General features: G+C 73.7%; 11 protein-coding genes. 5 read left to right on the top strand and 6 right to left on the bottom strand.

Features of this window, described 5'->3' with window-relative positions:
- Positions 1-735: 735 nt before the first annotated feature.
- On the top strand, positions 736-2,469 hold the full coding sequence (locus ACFY0F_RS06475) for a LuxR C-terminal-related transcriptional regulator (protein ID WP_388789835.1): 1,734 nt from the start codon (positions 736-738) through the stop codon (positions 2,467-2,469).
- A gap of 7 nt (positions 2,470-2,476) precedes the next feature.
- On the opposite strand, the gene ACFY0F_RS06470 is transcribed toward ACFY0F_RS06475, so the two are convergent.
- Positions 2,477-5,080: a CHAT domain-containing protein gene (locus tag ACFY0F_RS06470; RefSeq protein WP_388789833.1), complete on the bottom strand. Its 2,604-nt coding sequence runs from the start codon at positions 5,078-5,080 to the stop codon at positions 2,477-2,479.
- Between the two features lie 119 nt (positions 5,081-5,199).
- Here ACFY0F_RS06470 and ACFY0F_RS06465 point away from each other — a divergent pair, with 119 nt between their 5' ends.
- From ACFY0F_RS06465 to ACFY0F_RS06455, 3 genes are read left to right on the top strand one after another with little or no spacing between them, the layout of a single operon-like run.
- Positions 5,200-6,669, top strand: coding sequence for a S8/S53 family peptidase (locus ACFY0F_RS06465; protein ID WP_388789830.1), 1,470 nt, complete (start codon positions 5,200-5,202; stop codon positions 6,667-6,669).
- A complete protein-coding gene (locus ACFY0F_RS06460; protein ID WP_388789827.1) occupies positions 6,666-7,304 on the top strand; it encodes an RNA polymerase sigma factor in 639 nt (212 codons plus the stop codon). The genes ACFY0F_RS06465 and ACFY0F_RS06460 overlap by 4 nt, the downstream gene beginning before the upstream one ends.
- Positions 7,305-7,309: 5 nt before the next feature.
- Positions 7,310-7,753: a hypothetical protein gene (locus ACFY0F_RS06455; RefSeq protein WP_388791303.1), complete on the top strand. Its 444-nt coding sequence runs from the start codon at positions 7,310-7,312 to the stop codon at positions 7,751-7,753.
- 2 nt (positions 7,754-7,755) lie between these two features.
- Here ACFY0F_RS06455 and ACFY0F_RS06450 read toward each other — a convergent pair whose 3' ends face one another.
- The 5 genes from ACFY0F_RS06450 to ACFY0F_RS06430 form a co-directional block, all read right to left on the bottom strand.
- Entirely contained in the window at positions 7,756-8,556 is an 801-nt protein-coding gene (locus tag ACFY0F_RS06450; RefSeq protein ID WP_388789824.1) for an N-formylglutamate amidohydrolase, read from the bottom strand.
- A 301-nt stretch (positions 8,557-8,857) separates the two neighbouring features.
- Positions 8,858-11,077: an NADP-dependent isocitrate dehydrogenase gene (locus ACFY0F_RS06445; protein ID WP_388789821.1), complete on the bottom strand. Its 2,220-nt coding sequence runs from the start codon at positions 11,075-11,077 to the stop codon at positions 8,858-8,860.
- A gap of 92 nt (positions 11,078-11,169) precedes the next feature.
- Positions 11,170-11,589 carry a DUF4186 domain-containing protein gene (locus ACFY0F_RS06440; protein ID WP_388789818.1) on the bottom strand — a complete coding sequence of 140 codons (420 nt, stop codon included), beginning with the start codon at positions 11,587-11,589 and terminating at the stop codon, positions 11,170-11,172.
- Between the two features lie 217 nt (positions 11,590-11,806).
- Complete coding sequence (locus ACFY0F_RS06435; protein WP_388789816.1) at positions 11,807-12,895, bottom strand: mechanosensitive ion channel family protein; 1,089 nt, start codon at positions 12,893-12,895, stop codon at positions 11,807-11,809.
- Positions 12,896-13,137: 242 nt separating this feature from the next.
- Complete coding sequence (locus tag ACFY0F_RS06430) at positions 13,138-14,112, bottom strand: YbhN family protein (RefSeq protein WP_388789813.1); 975 nt, start codon at positions 14,110-14,112, stop codon at positions 13,138-13,140.
- A gap of 183 nt (positions 14,113-14,295) precedes the next feature.
- Here ACFY0F_RS06430 and ACFY0F_RS06425 point away from each other — a divergent pair, with 183 nt between their 5' ends.
- On the top strand, positions 14,296-16,200 hold the full coding sequence (locus ACFY0F_RS06425; protein WP_388791301.1) for an ABC transporter ATP-binding protein: 1,905 nt from the start codon (positions 14,296-14,298) through the stop codon (positions 16,198-16,200).
- Positions 16,201-16,274: the final 74 nt, after the last annotated feature.

Below are 16,274 nucleotides of genomic sequence, written 5' to 3'. Positions count from 1 at the left end.
CGAACGCCGGCCGTCCGGCCGTCCGGCCGTCCGTCCTTACGCGATCGCTTCGGCGCGGCCCGCCTCGTCGCCGCGCCGGTAGCAGTCGGCGTACCAGCCGCCCTCCGGGGGCAACGCCCCGGTCGGCGCCTGAGCGAGCCGGCCGGCCCGGTGAGCCGCTCGGCGGGGCCCACGTAGTGCGCACCGCTCAGGTGCGAGGACGTCTCGCCTGCGTCGGGTCGGCCGCAGCAGTGGTCCGAGGGCCCGGCGCGTCCGCTCGAGCCGGGAGGCTGAATCCCGAGCGCCGCAGGGGAGTCGTCGCCCGGTGCCCGCGGCGGGCGGGAGGTACCGGCCGGGTGACCCCGGCGGACGAGGCTCGGCCCCAGGGCCACCGGCAGACCGCGGCGGCGACGCGTTGGACCATCCGCAGGATGCCGCCCGCCACTCCGGCCGCCTCGGCGGGCCCGTGCTGCAGCACGCGGGCCTGGTGGGGAGAGACGGTCGGACCGGACGCGGCACCCTCGGCAGGCGGACGGCGGACGGCGGACGGCGGACCGGCGTGGCCGGGGGGACGTCTCCCTCCCCCGAAGGTGACGTCCCCCCGACCGTTCCCCCGGTGCCGGACTGAAGCCCGCACGTCCGCGTGGTGCAGCGGCGGTCATGTGCACAGCCTGCCCTCGGCCCCCTCCGGACGCCTGAGTCGGGGCCTACTCAAGTCCCCCTGTATCAGACGTGAGTACCCCGTCTCCCATTGACGTGACGACCTACGAACCGGACCCCTGGACACCGCAGCCGCCCTGGCCGTTCACCGGCCGCGAGGACGAACTGGACCTGGTCCGCCGGTGCCTGACCGGCGGACGGCACGGCATCGTGGTGACCGGACCGCCCGGCCACGGCAAGACCCGGCTGGGCACCGAGGCGGTCCGGGGCGCCGGCTGCGCCCGGGCGACCGGGACGCCGGGGACGCGCCGGCTCGACTTCGCCGCCTTCGCGCATCTGCTGCCCGGGGAGGTCTCGCTGCACCACGCGGTGCGGCTGCTGTCCGGCGTACGCCTGCTCGTGGTCGACGACGCCCACCTCCTGGACGACGCCTCCGCCGCCCTGGTCCACCAGCTCGCCGTGCACGGCCGTACCCGTCTCGTGGTGATCGCGGCGGACGGCGGCGCCCCGGTGCCCGCCGCCGTGTCCCGGCTGTGGACCGGCGAGCTGCTGCCCCGGCTGGCCCTGGAACCGCTGCCGCGCGAGGAGACCGCGAGGATGCTCACCGCGGGCATGGGCCGCACCCCGGAGCCGCTCACGGCGGGGCGGCTGCACCGGCTGTGCGGGGGCGACCTCCGGCTGCTGCGCGAACTGGTGGGCGAGCTGAGCGAGCGCGGCCTGCTGACCCAAGGGTGCGAGGCGGACGAATGGACCTGGCGGGGTCCGGTGCCGGTGACCGCCGCCGTACGCGAACGCGTCGGCCCCGCCCTGGAGGGCCGAACCCCCGGCGAGCGTGACTGCCTGGAACGCCTCGCCTTCGCCGAACCGCTGCCCCTGCGCCTCGACGACCTCGACCTCGACGCCGTGGAAGGCCTGGAGGGCGGGCGCCTCGTCCAGGTCGACGACGAGGGTGCCGTCCGCCTCGCGCACCCCCTGCACGGTCCGGTGCTGCGTACCGCCGCCGGACGGCTGCGTGCCCGGCGGGCGGCGCCGACGCCGGAGGACTGCGGCCCGGCCCTGGCGGCCGAACGGGCCGCGCTGGCCCGCCGGATCGAGGAGGCGGACGTACGGGACCTGCCGACGCCGGTGGGCGAGTGGCTGGCGGGGGAGGGCGTCCCGGTACCGGCCGGATACGCCGCCGTCCGCGCCCGGTTCGCACGGCTGCGGGGGCAGGTGCGGGAGGCTGCGGCCTGGGCGCGGGAAGGGGTGCGGGAAACCCCGGACGATCCGGCCTGCCGGGCCGAACTCGCGCCTCCCGTACCCCGGTCACCGCGGACGAGCGCCCACGACGACCCGTACGCCCGCTATGACGCCGTACGCCTCGGCCGTCCGCAGCGGGTCCTGGGACGGCTGCCGCACGGCGTGTTCGCCCGGCACGCCGACGCGCTCGCCCGCGGGGACGGACCCGCGCTGGACCGGGCGGCCGAGGCACTGCGGCAGCGCGGCTTCCTGCTCTTCGCGGCCGAGGCATACGCCCAGGCGGCCCACGCGCACCGTGCCCCGGGCGCCGCCCGCACCTCCCGCAACCGCGCACTCGCTCTGGCCCGCCGCTGCCAGGGCGCCCGGACGCCGGCCCTGTCCGGGCTGGTGCCGGGCGGACTCACCGCCCGGCAGCGGCAGATTGTCGCTCTGGCCGCGGCCGGGCTGACCAACCGGCAGATCGCGGAGCGGCTCACGCTCTCGGTGCGTACCGTCGGCAACCACCTGTACAGCGCCTATGCGCGGCTCGGGTCGAGCGACCGGGAGCAACTGCCGTGGCTCGTGGAACCGCCTGCCGTGAAGTCGGCGTGACCCGGCGTCACGCCGCCCCGAACGCCGCGAACGCCCACCCCGTCGCCTGGTGCACCGCGTCCCCGGGCAGCGCGGCACGGGCGTCACGGAGGGCCTCGGCCAGGCACAGACCTGAGTCGAGCCCTTTGTGCAGCGCGAGCATCAACGGCACCACCGCCGCGTCGTTGACGGGCGCACTGCTCGCCACCACCCCGGCGGTGCCCAGCGGCAGCAGCGCGGTGACCAGGCCCAGCAGTTCGTCGGCGCCGACCGAGGCCAGCCGGGCGGTGTCGCAGCTGGACAGGACGATCCGGTACGGGCTGCGGCCGAGACGTTCGAAGTCGTGCACGATGAGCGGTCCGTCGGCCATCCGCAGGGACGAGAACAGGGGGCTGTCCGCGCGGAACGTGCCGTGCGCGGCCAGATGGGCGAGCGCGGCCCCGTCGAGCTCGGCCAGTACACGGGGCACCTGCGCGTCGTCGCCCTCGAGGACCGTGGCGCCGCCGTGCCGGCCGGCGAGTTCGGGCACTTCGGCGCCGCCCGTCGCCAGCCCCGGCCCGCGCACCAGCACATGCCGGCCGCCCGGCGGTGGCTCGGTGTCGCGGGCGCGCAGCCAGCTGCCCGCCGACGGGGACACACTGAGCACCCGCTCCCTGAGCGAGGGCAGCAGCGCCCACGGCACCCGGTGCAGCGCGCCGGGCGGCACCACCACGACCGGCCCCGGACCCAGATGCCGTACCGCCCCGGCGAGCAGCAGTTCCTCCAGCCTGCGGCCCGCGGCCTCCACCACCGGCAGCCGGGCCTGAGCCCCCGGGTGGGCGAGCCGCCGCAGCCCCGCCTGTACGTGCTCGGCCTCGGCCACCGCCTCCGCGAGCGCCCCGCCCTCGAACCGCCGGACCCGGCCCTGCCCGCACAGCAGGACGTGCACCCGCCCGTCCAGCACGGCGAGTTCGACCAGCCGGGTGTCCCCGAGCCGGTCCAGCAGCCGGCCCGGGTCGAAGCGGTCCCCGTACCCGGGGGCGGCGCCGCGCAGGTGCAGGGTACGGGAGCGGATGTCCCGCTCCAGGCGCCGCTGTTCGCGCTCCAGGACGGGAACCGGGCGGCCCTCGGTACGGGCGGCCTCCGCCCGGGCGGCGATCTCCCGGAACGCGGTCAGGCGCCCGAGCAGCGCGGGGTCGGCGGGCGGCCGGGTGGGCGGCGCGGCCAGTACGGTGGCCCGCCACCGCTCGCTCCACTCCAGCAGCCGCCGCGGACCGCCCCGGGCGAGGGCCGCCTGCTGGGCCAGCGCCGCCAGTTCGGCGCCCTGAGCGGTGGCCCGGGCCCTCAGCTCCGAGGCGCCCAGCGTCATCCGGTGGTCGTCGAGCACGTCCAGGCCGCGCCGGCACGCCTGGAGCAGGCCGGGCCCGGAACCGGCCGCCCGCGCTCTGAGCGCCTGCGCCGCCCACCCCGTCATCCGGGCCAGCGGCGGCCCGGCCCGTCTGCTGCGCGCGGCCACGGCCAGGTGCCGTTCCGCGGCCTCCGGCCGGCCCAGGGCGAGCGCGATCCGGCCCGCGAGGAGGGAGGCCTCCGGTGCGGCGGGCGAACCGAAGGCGGCCAACCGCTCGGCGACCCGGGCCGCGTCCGTGACCATCCGCCCCGACCGCCGCCCGCTCGCCACCCGCGCCTCGATCAGCACCAGCCGGGCGTGCGTCTCCCACCAGGTGCGATGCTGCCCGGCGAACAGTCTCACGGCGGCCGCGGCCCGGTCGATCGCGGTGTGTGGGTCCCCGGCCGAGCGGGCGGCCCGGGCGGCGGCCAGCAGCAGTTCGGCCTTGCGGGTGGACTGCCCGCCGATCCCGTCGAGTTCGGCGATCGCCGCGTCCGCCTCCGCCAGCGCCTCCGGGGCGAGCCCGGCGGCCATCAGCACCTCGCAGCGCCGGACGCACAGCATGAACGTGGGCGTGCCCAGCTTGCCGTACCGCTCCTCCGCCTCGTCGAGCAGTCGCAGCGCCGCCGGGATGTCACCGGAGCGGAACGCGGCAAGGCCCCGGCTCTCCACCGCGTCGGCCTTGTCGTGCTCCTGGCCGGTGGTCTGCCACAGCCGCTCGGCCGCCGTGAAGTCGGCGTCCGCCCGGTCCACCGCGCCCAGCGCCAGGTGCACGGTCGCCCGCAGGGTCAGCGCCCGCGCGGTCCAGATCACGTCGCCGGCCTGCCGCAGCACCGGTATCGCCCGGCGGACGTCCTCCAGCGCCTCCCGGTGACGGCCCAGCACCCACCAGACATAGGCCCGGCGGAACAGCACCCGGGCCCGGGTGTGCCCGGTGCCGCGCGCGACCCCGCGCTCGAACGCCGTGAGCCCCTGTCGCGTGCGCCCCGCATGCACCAGTGCGACCCCGAGCGTGGCGAGGACGTCCGCCTCCCGGTCCGCCGACTCGGCCCGTGCCGCGAGGTCCCGGGCACGCCGAAGATGGCGGAGGGCGACCCGCAGATCGCCGAAGTCCCGGTGCCAGATGCCCATCACCTGGTGGGCGACCGAGGCGTGCAACGGCGGCGGATCGGCGTCCAGCACCCGCCGCGCCCCGGCCAGGGCCTCGTTGGGGGCGGCGAACACCATCGGCAGCAGCTCGAGGACCGGCGCGTTTCCCGCTGTCACTCCTCGGATGGTAGTGGCCCCCTCACGGCCCGTCACACGTGCGGGGTTGTATCGAGCTGTATCAATCGGCGGCCCGCGGGATCAGACTGACGAAACCGGCCTCAGGGGGAGGACACGCCATGGCACCGCAGCGGTTCCACGAACAGTTCCGACAGGTCCAGCGCTCGATGCCGGACGTTCCGCTGGCGATGGGGCCGGACGACGCACCCGAGTTCCTCTACGAGAAGGGCGTCGTCCTCGCCCGCGACGGCGAGGAGGCCCGGCTCGTCGAGGACACGGTCCGCGGCCACTTCGCCGAGGCCACCGGGCTGGTCGCCGGCGATGTGCGCCGGGCGGGCCCCGAGACCAACCGCAGTGGTGTCACCCGCATCCGGGTCGGCGACCCGGGCCAGGGCGACCACGGCGCGGACCGCGCCGTCGCGCACGCGCTGCGGGCGATGCGCGAGCACGAGGGGCGCCGGGGCCGTCGGCTGGTCGGCCGCAACCACGTGGTGTCGATCGCGGGGCACGTCAACGCCTGCCCCGGCGACGAGCCCGTGCCCGTCGCCCCGACCGAGCCGTGCAACCCCGCGGTGGACGGGACACCGTACGCCCCGGACACCGCCGTCGCCGTCCTCGTCATCGACACCGGGCTCATGCACGACCACCGCTCCTGCCCGCAGCTCGCGCACACCGAGGGCGACGCCCAGCTCCAGGAGACCGACCAGGACGGCGTCCTCAGGCAGTACGTCGGACACGGCACGTTCATCGCGGGAGTGCTCACCGCCGTCGCGCCGGTCACCGACGTCACCGTCCGGAACACGCTCGACGACGCCGGCGCGGTACTGGAGTCCGAATTCGGCGCCAGGCTCTTCGAGGCCGTCGACCGGGGCGGCTGGCCCGACATCATCAGCCTCTCCGCGGGCACCTCCAACGGCCGCACCGACGGCCTCCTCGGTGTGGAAGCCTTCATGCGCGAACTGCGCGACCGGGACACCCTGCTGGTCGCCGCGGCCGGCAACAACGCCGGTGCCACACCCTTCTGGCCCGCGGCCTACGCCACGCTGCCCGGCTACGAGGACGCGGTGCTGTCGGTCGGGGCGCTGCGCGCGGACGGCGAGTTCGGCGCCTGCTTCACCAACCACGGACCGTGGGTACGGGTGTACGCGCCCGGCGAGCGGCTCACCAGCGCCCTCACCGGCTTCGACCGTCCCGTGCCGTACGTGTACCAGCACTCGAGCTACGACGCCTGCCGGTTCGGCTTCACCTACGCCTGCACCTGCCAGTACCCCGCTCACACCGGGGTGCTGAGCGAGGAAGGCCAGAGCGACCCGAGCAGACCGGGCAAACCGGGCAACCCGGGCAAGCCGGACCAGGTGATGTTCGAGGGGTACGCGCAGTGGAGCGGAACGTCCTTCGCCACCCCGGTCGCCGCCGCACTGGTGGCCGCCCACATGACGGCGCACAAGGAACGCGACCCGCGCGCCGCACTACGGCAGTTGCTCGGCGCCACCACCGAGTACGCCGAAGTGCGCGGTGCGCACGTACCGGCACTGAGGCCGCCCACCTGGCGCCCGACGCCCGTCGTGCGAACGGCTCTTGACGCATGAGGACCGGATGCGTCCCCTCCGCGGCGTACGATGACTTGCCGTACACGAGGGGTGGAGCCGTGGACCGAGCAGACGTCGGGGCGCTGGTCGCGTCAGCCGTCGACGGTGACGCGGCGGCCTGGAAAGCGCTTGTGGAAGGGCTGAGTCCGCTGGTGTGGTCCGTCGTGCGCGCGCACCGGCTCTCCGACGCCGACGGCTCGGAGGTCTACCAGACCGTGTGGTTCCGCTTCGCCCAGCACCTCGGCCGGATCCGGGAGCCGGAGAAGGCCGGGTCCTGGCTGGCGAGCACGGCGCGGCACGAGTGCCTGAAGGTGATCAAGGGCCTGACCCGGCTGACGCCGACGGACGATCCGCGGGTCCTGGACCGGGTCAGCGAGGACGTCACCCCCGAACAGTCGCTGCTCGACTCGGAGGAGGCCGTCGCCGAGGCCGAGCGGATCCGCCGGCTGTGGCAGGAGTTCGAGGAACTCGGCGAGCGCTGCCGCCAGTTGCTGCGCGTGCTGATGGCCTCCCCGCCGCCCAGCTATCTGGAGGTGTCCGCCGCGCTGGGTGTCGCGGTGGGCAGCATCGGGCCCCTGCGGCAGCGGTGTCTGCGCCGGCTGCGGGCCCGGCTGGAAGCACGGGGGGCGGTGTGAGCGGCATGCACGACGAGTTCGACGGCGGGCTGCTGGAGGAGGAACTGCGCCGGGCGGCCGCGATACTGGACCCCGTCCCCGCCGGGCTGCGCCAACTGGCCATCGACGCCTACGTGTTGCACAACGTGGACGCCCGGGTCGCCGAGCTGACCTTCGACTCCCTGCTCGACGCCGTGCCGGTCCGGGGCGCCCAGGACGTCCCCCGGATGCTGACCTTCAGCGCCGGGGAGCTCACCGTGGACGTCGAGATCGGCGGCGACGGGCTGATGGGGCAGGTGCTGCCCCCGCGGCCGGCGCGCGTCGAGGTGCTCGGCGGTCCGCGGACGGCGGCCGAGGTCACGGCGGACGCCCTGGGCCGTTTCACGGCCGCGGCGCCCCCGGCCGGCCCGTTCGCGCTGAGGCTGCACACCGGCGGCGACGTGATCGTCACGGAGTGGCTGCGGGCCTGACCTCAGCGGGAGGCGCCGTCCACCAGGCCGGCCAGGGCCGAGGCCGGCCCGGACAGTCCGGGTCCGACGACGGGTCCACCGGGCTCGGTCATATAGGTGTCCCGCCGGATCTCCACCATCAGTGCGCCGACCCGCCGGTCCCTGCCGTAGAACTCCAGCGGCACATAGGCACCGCTGAACGGGCTGTTCAGCCCCGTCTCCCCGCACCGCGCGAACATCTTCCCGGCCAGCTCCGCGAGTTCCGGCGGGGTGTGGAAGGCGTCGGTGCCGACGCACACCGCGGGCCGGGGGCCCGCGCCGTGCAGCTCGTAGGGCAGCACCTCGCGCGGATACGAGTGCACGTCGATCACCACGGCCCGCCCGGTCGCGGCCAGCCTTCCGGCCACCGCCTCCGTCATGGCACGGGCGTACGGCCGGAAGTACCGCTCGATCAACGGCTCGGGGTCGGTGCCGTCGGGCCGCAGCTCGGTCCGGTGCGTGGTCCGCGTGTACACCGCGCCCATCCCCACCGCGAGCATCTCCTCCCGCTCGTCCGGGAACCGCTCCGGGTCGACGACCAGCCGCGACAGCCGGTTGACGAACCGCCAGGGCGTCACCGCCGCCAGCCCGGCCGCGGCCTCGGCGAGTTCGGCCGTGTGCGCGTCGGTGATGTGGTCCAGCTCCCGCTCCAGCGCGGCGTCGTCCAGGACGATCCCCGCCCGCACGGCGTCCGGTATCTCCCGCGCGGAGTGCGGCACATGCAGGATCACGGGCGAGTCGTCCGCGCCGGGCAGGAGCTCGAACGAGGGCGGAGGAGGGGGCACGGGCGGCTCCGGGGCGTCGTCGGCGGCAGGGCAGGGGAGCGAGGCGCGGCGGACCGCGGCTACTTCCGGTGCCGGGCGTGCCGGCCCACCGCCAGCACGATCAGCAGCGAGACGGTGAACGCCCCTAAGGTCGCGGCGGTGTTGTGGGACTGGTAGCCGATGATGGCGAGCATGCCCGGTCGGATACCCGCCGTCGGCGACGGCATACCCGCCCGGCCGGTCCGTACGGCTCCGCCCCGGCCAGGGCAGTGTGCCGGCCGGGGCGGAGTCGTGCACGGAAACGGCCGTCGGGCCGCTCGCGTCAGCTCAGGGACGCGAGCGCCTCGTTCCAGGTGGCCGACGGGCGCATGACCGCGTCCGCCTTCGCCTTGTCGGGCTGGTAGTAACCGCCGATGTCGGCGGAGGAGCCCTGGACGGCGTTCAGCTCGTCGACGATCTTCTGCTCGTTGGCGGCGAGCGTCTCGGCGAGCGGCGCGAAGGCCTTGGCCAGGTCGGCGTCGGCGGTCTGCTTGGCCAGCTCCTGCGCCCAGTACAGGGACAGGTAGAAGTGGCTGCCGCGGTTGTCGATGCCGCCGATGCGACGGGTCGGGGACTTGTCCTCGTTGAGGAAGGTCGCCGTGGCCCGGTCGAGGGTGTCGGCGAGGACCTTGGCGCGGGCGTTGCCGGTGAACTCGGCGTACTGCTCGAAGGACGGCACCAGGGCGAAGAACTCACCCAGGGAGTCCCAGCGCAGGTAGTTCTCCTTGACCAGCTGCTGGACGTGCTTCGGCGCGGAGCCGCCGGCGCCCGTCTCGAACAGGCCGCCGCCCGCCATCAGCGGGACGACCGACAGCATCTTGGCGCTGGTGCCCAGCTCCAGGATGGGGAACAGGTCGGTGAGGTAGTCACGCAGCACGTTGCCGGTGACGGAGATGGTGTTCTCACCACGACGGATGCGCTCCACGGACAGCTTGGTCGCCTCGACGGGGGAGAGGATCCGGATGTCCAGGCCCTCGGTGTCGTGCTCCGTCAGGTACTGCTTCACCTTGGCGATCAGGTTGGCGTCGTGGGCGCGGGTCTCGTCCAGCCAGAACACCGCCGGGTCGCCGGTGGCGCGGGCACGGGTGACGGCCAGCTTCACCCAGTCCCTGATCGGCGCGTCCTTGGTCTGGCAGGCGCGGAAGATGTCGCCGGCGGAGACCGTCTGCTCGATCACCACGTTGCCGGCCTGGTCGACCAGGCGGACCGTGCCGGTGACCGGGATCTCGAACGTCTTGTCGTGGGAGCCGTACTCCTCGGCCTTCTGCGCCATCAGGCCGACGTTCGGGACCGAGCCCATGGTCGACGGGTCGTAGGCGCCGTTGGCCTTGCAGTCCTCGATCACGGCCTGGTAGACGCCCGCGTACGACGAGTCCGGCAGGACGGCGAGGGTGTCGGCCTCCTGGCCGTCGGGGCCCCACATGTGGCCGGAGGTGCGGATCATGGCCGGCATGGAGGCGTCGACGATGACGTCGGACGGCACGTGCAGGTTGGTGATGCCCTTGTCGGAGTCGACCATGGCCAGCGCGGGGCCCTCGGCGAGCTCGGCCTCGAAGGACGCCTTGATCTCCGCGCCCTCGGGCAGCGACTCGATGCCCTTGAGGATGCCGCCGAGACCGTCGTTCGGGGTCAGACCGGCCGCGGCGAACGTCTCGCCGTACTTGGCGAACGTCTGCGGGAAGAAGGCGCGCACCACGTGACCGAAGACGATCGGGTCGGAGACCTTCATCATCGTGGCCTTCAGGTGCACGGAGAAGAGGACGCCCTCCTCCTTGGCACGGGCGACCTGCGCCGTCAGGAACTCGCGCAGGGCGGCGACGCGCATCACGGAGGCGTCGACGACCTCGCCCTCGAGGACCGGTACGGACTCGCGCAGGACGGTGGTGGAGCCGTCGTCGCCCTTCAGCTCGATGCGCAGCGCGCCGGCCTCGGAGATCACCACGGACTTCTCCGTGGAGCGGAAGTCGTCGACGCCCATGGTCGCCACGTCGGTCTTGGACTCGGCGCTCCAGGCACCCATGCGGTGCGGGTGGGACTTCGCGTAGTTCTTCACCGAGGCCGGGGCGCGGCGGTCGGAGTTGCCCTCGCGCAGCACCGGGTTCACGGCGGAACCCTTGACCTTGTCGTACCGGGCGCGGATCTCGCGCTCCTCATCGGTCTTGGGGTCGTCCGGGTAGTCCGGCAGCGCGTAGCCCTGGGCCTGCAGCTCGGCGACCGCGGCCTTGAGCTGCGGGATGGACGCCGAGATGTTCGGCAGCTTGATGATGTTGGCCTCGGGCGTCTTGGCCAGCTCGCCCAGCTCCGACAGGGCGTCGGGGATGCGCTGCTCCTCCTTCAGGTACTCCGGGAAGACGGCGATGATGCGCCCGGCCAGCGAGATGTCGCGGGTCTCCACGTCGACACCGGCCTGCGAGGCGTAGGCCTTGATCACCGGCAGGAACGAATGCGTCGCCAGGGCCGGGGCCTCGTCTGTGTAGGTGTAGATGATGGTCGAGTCAGTCACCGGGTGCTCCGCTCCACGTCTGCAACATTGCTCGACATCAAGATATCTCGTGGCCGCCCCCGGCTCGACAGGGGTCCGGAACTCGGAATCCCTCAGCGGCGGCGGCCCCGGTCCGGGCCGCCTGCGCCCGCCACCTGGCGCTCGATCCACCGGCAGATCACGTCCACGACGTAGACCAGTTCGGCGCGGCTGAGCTCCCGGCCCTTGGGAATGCCGTGCCAGCGCTGCAGGCAGCTCCGGCAGCAGGTGGCGGTCGCGTGCTGGGCGACGAACACCGGATGCCCGCGGTACGGAGTCTGCTTGCCGTCCTTGACCGGCTCGGCCGGGGCCACCCGCTTGGCGATCAGGTCGTACGCGTGCCACCGCATCGTGGCCGGCCCCTTCAGCTCCGCGGTGGCCAGCTCCCGCCCGCGCAGCCGGAACTTCGCCCGGAACGGCTGCCGCGAGATCGCGTCCAGCCGCTGGTCGAGCGAGCGGGGCGCGGGGTCGGGGGATTCGGGCGGACCGTTCATGCTGCTTCGAGCGTAGCGGGGCGGTCACCCCCACGGACCGGATGCCGGCCACGGACCCGCTCGACCTGGTCGTTCAGTGCCACCAGTTGAACGGATCACCTGCCGCCTGCAGGTCCTGCATGGTGACAAATCGACACTCGCCGGTCACATTGTGCACCGAGATGCAACTCCACACCCGGGGCGGCGGTCCCACGCCGCCGCCCCTCGCACCGCGGAGCTAGGAGGCCGTCGCCCCCGACGACACGTCCTCCCCGCTGCGCTGGTGCGGGATGACGACCGTGCCCTGCTGCAGCGCGACCGTCCGGGCGGGGGCGGGGATGCGGATGCCCTCCTCGCGGTAGCGCCGGTGGAGGCGCTTGATGAACTCGTGCTTGATCCGGTACTGGTCGCTGAACTCGCCGACGCCCAGGATGACGGTGAAGCCGATGCGGGAGTCACCGAAGGTGTGGAAGCGGATGGCGGGGTCGTGGTCCGGGACGGCGCCGGTGACCTCGGTCATCGTCTCGGCGATGACCTCCGTGGTCACCCGCTCGACGTGGTCGAGGTCGCTGTCGTAGCTCACTCCCACCTGCACCAGGACCGTCAGCTGCTGCTCGGGACGGGTGTAGTTGGTCATGTTGCTCTTCGCCAGCTCCCCGTTGGGGACGACGACCAGGTTGTTGGACAGCTGGCGGACCGTCGTCTGGCGCCAGTTGATGTCGACGACGTAGCCCTCCTCGCCGGTGTTCAGCCGGATGTAGTCGCCGGGCTGCACGGTCTTGGAGGCGAGGATGTGGATGCCCGCGAAGAGGTTCGCGAGCGTGTCCTGCAGGGCCAGGGCGACCGCCAGACCGCCCACACCCAGGGCGGTCAGCATGGGCGCTATGGAGATGCCCAGTGTCTGCAGCACCACCAGGAAGCCGATCGCCAGGACCAGCACCCGGGTGATGTTGACGAAGATCGTGGCCGAACCGGCGACGCCCGAGCGGGACTGGGTGACGCTCTGCACCAGACCGGCGATCACCCGTGCCGCGGACAGCGTCACCACGAAGATGAGCAGCACCTGGAGGCACTGGTTGGTGTGGTGCTGGACGGTCCGGGTCAGCGGCAGCGCCGCCGCCGCACCGGCCGCGCCCGCCGCGATCGCCGCCCACGGCACCACCGTGCGCAGCGCGTCCACGATCACGTCGTCGCCGCTCCACTTGGTGCGTTTGGCGTGCCCCGCCAGCCAGCGCAGCAGCGTGCGGGAGGAGAAGGCCACCAGCAGGCCCGCCGCCAGGGCGATGCCCGCGAGGATCAGGTCGTCCAGGGTCAGCGCGCGGTTCACCGGTCACCTCCGGGACGGAAAGCTGCGGCGAACGGCGTCGCCGACGGCCCAGTGTGAAGAAGCGTCACGTTGTCACCTGCTCGTTTCAGGGATGTGCGGTCGCGCCGGGCCGGTTGGACGTCGACGACCGGCGCGACTTTTCATCCTGCCGTATCCCGCACGGCAGTTCGCACGCGTGCACCCCCGCGGAGCGAGAACGAACCGTGTCGTCCCTCACGACCGGGTGGCGGAAGGCCCCGCCCTCAGATGACCTTCAGCCGTACCAGCGCCCCCAGCGTCAGTGCCCCCGGCACCAGCGGCACCCACACCGTGATGATCCGGTAGGCGAGGACCACCGCCGTGGCGACGGCCGCCGGGCCGCCCACCGCGACCAGGGCCACGATCAGCGCCGCCTCGACGGAACCGATGCCGCCCGGTGTCGGCACGAGGGCCACCGCGGCCGTGGCCGCGAGATAGGCCAGCGCCATGTGCGCGGCCGGCACCGGCAGCGCCAGCGACTGGCCCACCGCGGCCAGCCCGGCCGCCTGCAGCGCGGGGAACGCCAGCGAGCCGCCCCACAGGGCCAGGGCCCGGCGCGGACGGGCGTGCACCGACCGCGCCTCGCCCAGCGCGGTCCGCAGGAACGAGCACACGGGCCTGCGCAGCCGTCGTACGAGCGTCAGCGCGGCCACCGCCGCCAGCAGCACCGCGCCGGCGGCCAGCAGCAGCGGGCCCACCGCACCGGCCGGCACCAGGCTGCCCGGCCTGAGCGCGTCGGGGAAGGCGAGCAGCAGTCCGGCCAGCAGAACCAGCCGGCCGACGCACTCGGCCATCATGTACAGCGCGAGGGCGGCCGAGGAGCGGGCGAGCGGCACCCCGCACACGGTCATGAACCGCAGGTTGACGGCGCTCGCGCCAAGCCCGGTCGGCAGCAGGTGGTTGGCCGCGCCGGCCGCGAACTGGGTGGCCAGGAGCCGTCGCTTGGGCAGCGGCTGCACGACCGCGCCCTGCCGGGTGAAAGCGGCGGCGACCCAGGTCAGACAGGTGGCGCCGACCGCCGCGAGAAGCCACGGCCAGGACGCCGTGCGCAGTTGTCCGAAGCCGTCGGCGAGCACGGAACGGTGCCGCACCGCGGCGACGGTGACGAGCAGGAGCGGGAGCAGGCACAGGGCCTGCCGGACGGGGACGCGTCGGGGGAGTCGTCCCTGGCGGAGTTCGGGGAGTTGTACCGCTGTCACACCCGAAGAGGGTTTCCGCGCCGTGCCAACGGCGGGTGGCGGAGACGGGGCCGACGGCTTACGGACGGGAAGCGTCTGAGCGGAAAGCTGCGGGGGAGGGGGCATCGGGTCCTTCGCGCGAGGGGACGACGGGCGGATATTGACCTCAATCAAGCTCGAGGTTCTACGGTCTGTGCCATGAGCATGGAGACCACCGCGTGGACGCAGTTGCACAGCGTGATGAACGCGCAAGCCGAACGACGCCCCTTCGACCGCGGGACACTGCGCCGCATCGGGGCGTTCGCCCGCCCGCACCGCCGCCGCATCGCCTGGTTCGTGCTGCTCGGGGTGGTGACCGCGCTGCTCGCCGTCGCGACCCCCGTGCTCGCGGGCCGCGTCGTGGACGCGATCGTGTCGCACGGCGACGAGCGCACGGTCGTACGCCTGGCCGTGCTGATCGCGCTCATCGCGGTCGCCGAGGCCGCCCTCGGGATCCTCGGCAGACGGCTCTCGGCGACGCTCGGGGAGGCGCTCATCCTCGATCTCAGAACGGCTGTGTTCGATCATGTGCAGCGCATGCCGGTCGCGTTCTTCACACGCACTCGTACGGGAGCGCTCGTCTCCCGTCTCAACAATGACGTCATCGGCGCCCAGCGCGCCTTCAGCAACACCCTGTCCGGAGTCGTGAGCAACATCGTCACGCTGCTGCTCACCCTCGCCGTCATGCTCACCCTGTCCTGGCAGATCACCCTGCTCGCACTGGTGCTGCTGCCGGTGTTCGTGGTGCCCGCCCGCCGGATGGGCAGCCGGATGGCCCGGATGCAGCGGGAGGCGGCCGCACTCAACGCCGCGATGGGCACCCGGATGACCGAGCGTTTCTCCGCCCCGGGCGCCACCCTGATCAAGCTGTTCGGTCGCCCGGAGGAGGAGTCCGCGGCGTTCATGGACCGCGCCGCGCGGGTGCGGGACATCGGTGTCCGCACGGCCACCGCCCAGTCGGCGTTCATCACCGCCCTGACCCTGGTCTCCTCGCTGGCCCTTGCCCTGGTCTACGGACTCGGCGGCTGGTTCGCGCTGCGCGGCCATCTGGAGCCCGGCGCGGTGGTGTCGCTGGCCCTGCTGCTGACCAGGCTGTACGCGCCGCTCACGGCGCTCGCCGGGGCCCGCGTCGAGGTGATGTCCGCACTCGTCAGCTTCGAGCGGGTGTTCGAAGTGCTGGACCTGAAGCCGCTCATCGAGGAGAAGCCGGACGCCCGCGAGGTGCCCGAGGGACCGGTGGCGGTGGAGTTCGACGAAGTCCGCTTCGGCTACCCGTCCGCCGACAGGGTCTCCCTCGCCTCCCTGGAGGAGGTCGCCGCGCTCGACGGCCGCGGCGGCGCCGAGGTGCTGCACGGCGTCACCTTCCGCGCCGAGCCCGGGCAGACGGTCGCCCTCGTCGGCTCCTCCGGCGCCGGCAAGTCGACCGTCGCGCAGCTGCTGCCGCGCCTCTACGACGTCGACGAGGGCGCGATCCGAGTCGGCGGCGTCGACGTCCGCGACCTGACCGCGGCCTCTCTGCGGGCCACCGTCGGCATGGTCACCCAGGACGGCCACCTCTTCCACGACACCGTCCGCGCCAACCTGCTGCTGGCCCACCCCGGGGCGAGCGACGACGAACTGTGGGACGCGCTCGGCCGCGCCCGCCTGGACGAGGTCGTACGGTCCCTCCCCGACGGTCTGGACACCGTGGTCGGCGAGCGTGGCTACCGTCTTTCCGGCGGCGAGCGGCAACGCATGACCATCGCCCGGCTGCTGCTGGCCCGGCAGCGTGTCGTCATCCTCGACGAGGCCACCGCCCACCTGGACAACACCTCCGAAGCGGCCGTCCAGGAGGCGCTGACCGAGGCCCTCAGGGACCGCACCGCCCTGGTGATCGCCCACCGGCTGTCCACCGTCCGCGCCGCCGACCTCATCCTGGTCGTCGAGGCCGGTCACATCGTGGAACGCGGTACGCACGAGGAACTCCTGGCCGCCGGTGGCCGGTACGCGCAGTTGTACCGCACCCAGTTCGAGAAGCGGGCCGCCGAGAACGAGAGCGAGACCGGGACCGAGGTGGCCGCCGGGGCGTGACCGGCGGCCGGCCGGGCACCCGAGCAGGCGTCAAGTACGTACCAACGCTCGCCCGGGAGGCGGACACCGTGTCG

Source organism: Streptomyces sp. NPDC001544 (assembly GCF_042894285.1).
Classification (GTDB): Bacteria; Actinomycetota; Actinomycetes; order Streptomycetales; family Streptomycetaceae; genus Streptomyces.
Note: the sequence above shows the minus strand (reverse complement) of the source record. Positions and strands in the feature narration are given on the sequence as shown.

Coding starts and splice junctions, on each gene's coding strand:
- ACFY0F_RS06465 (WP_388789830.1), top strand. CDS start 5,200: ATGGCACCGCAGCGGTTCCACGAACAGTTCCGACAGGTCCAGCGCTCG.
- ACFY0F_RS06425 (WP_388791301.1), top strand. CDS start 14,296: ATGGAGACCACCGCGTGGACGCAGTTGCACAGCGTGATGAACGCGCAA.
- ACFY0F_RS06455 (WP_388791303.1), top strand. CDS start 7,310: ATGCACGACGAGTTCGACGGCGGGCTGCTGGAGGAGGAACTGCGCCGG.
- ACFY0F_RS06460 (WP_388789827.1), top strand. CDS start 6,666: ATGAGGACCGGATGCGTCCCCTCCGCGGCGTACGATGACTTGCCGTAC.
- ACFY0F_RS06440 (WP_388789818.1), bottom strand. CDS start 11,589: ATGAACGGTCCGCCCGAATCCCCCGACCCCGCGCCCCGCTCGCTCGAC.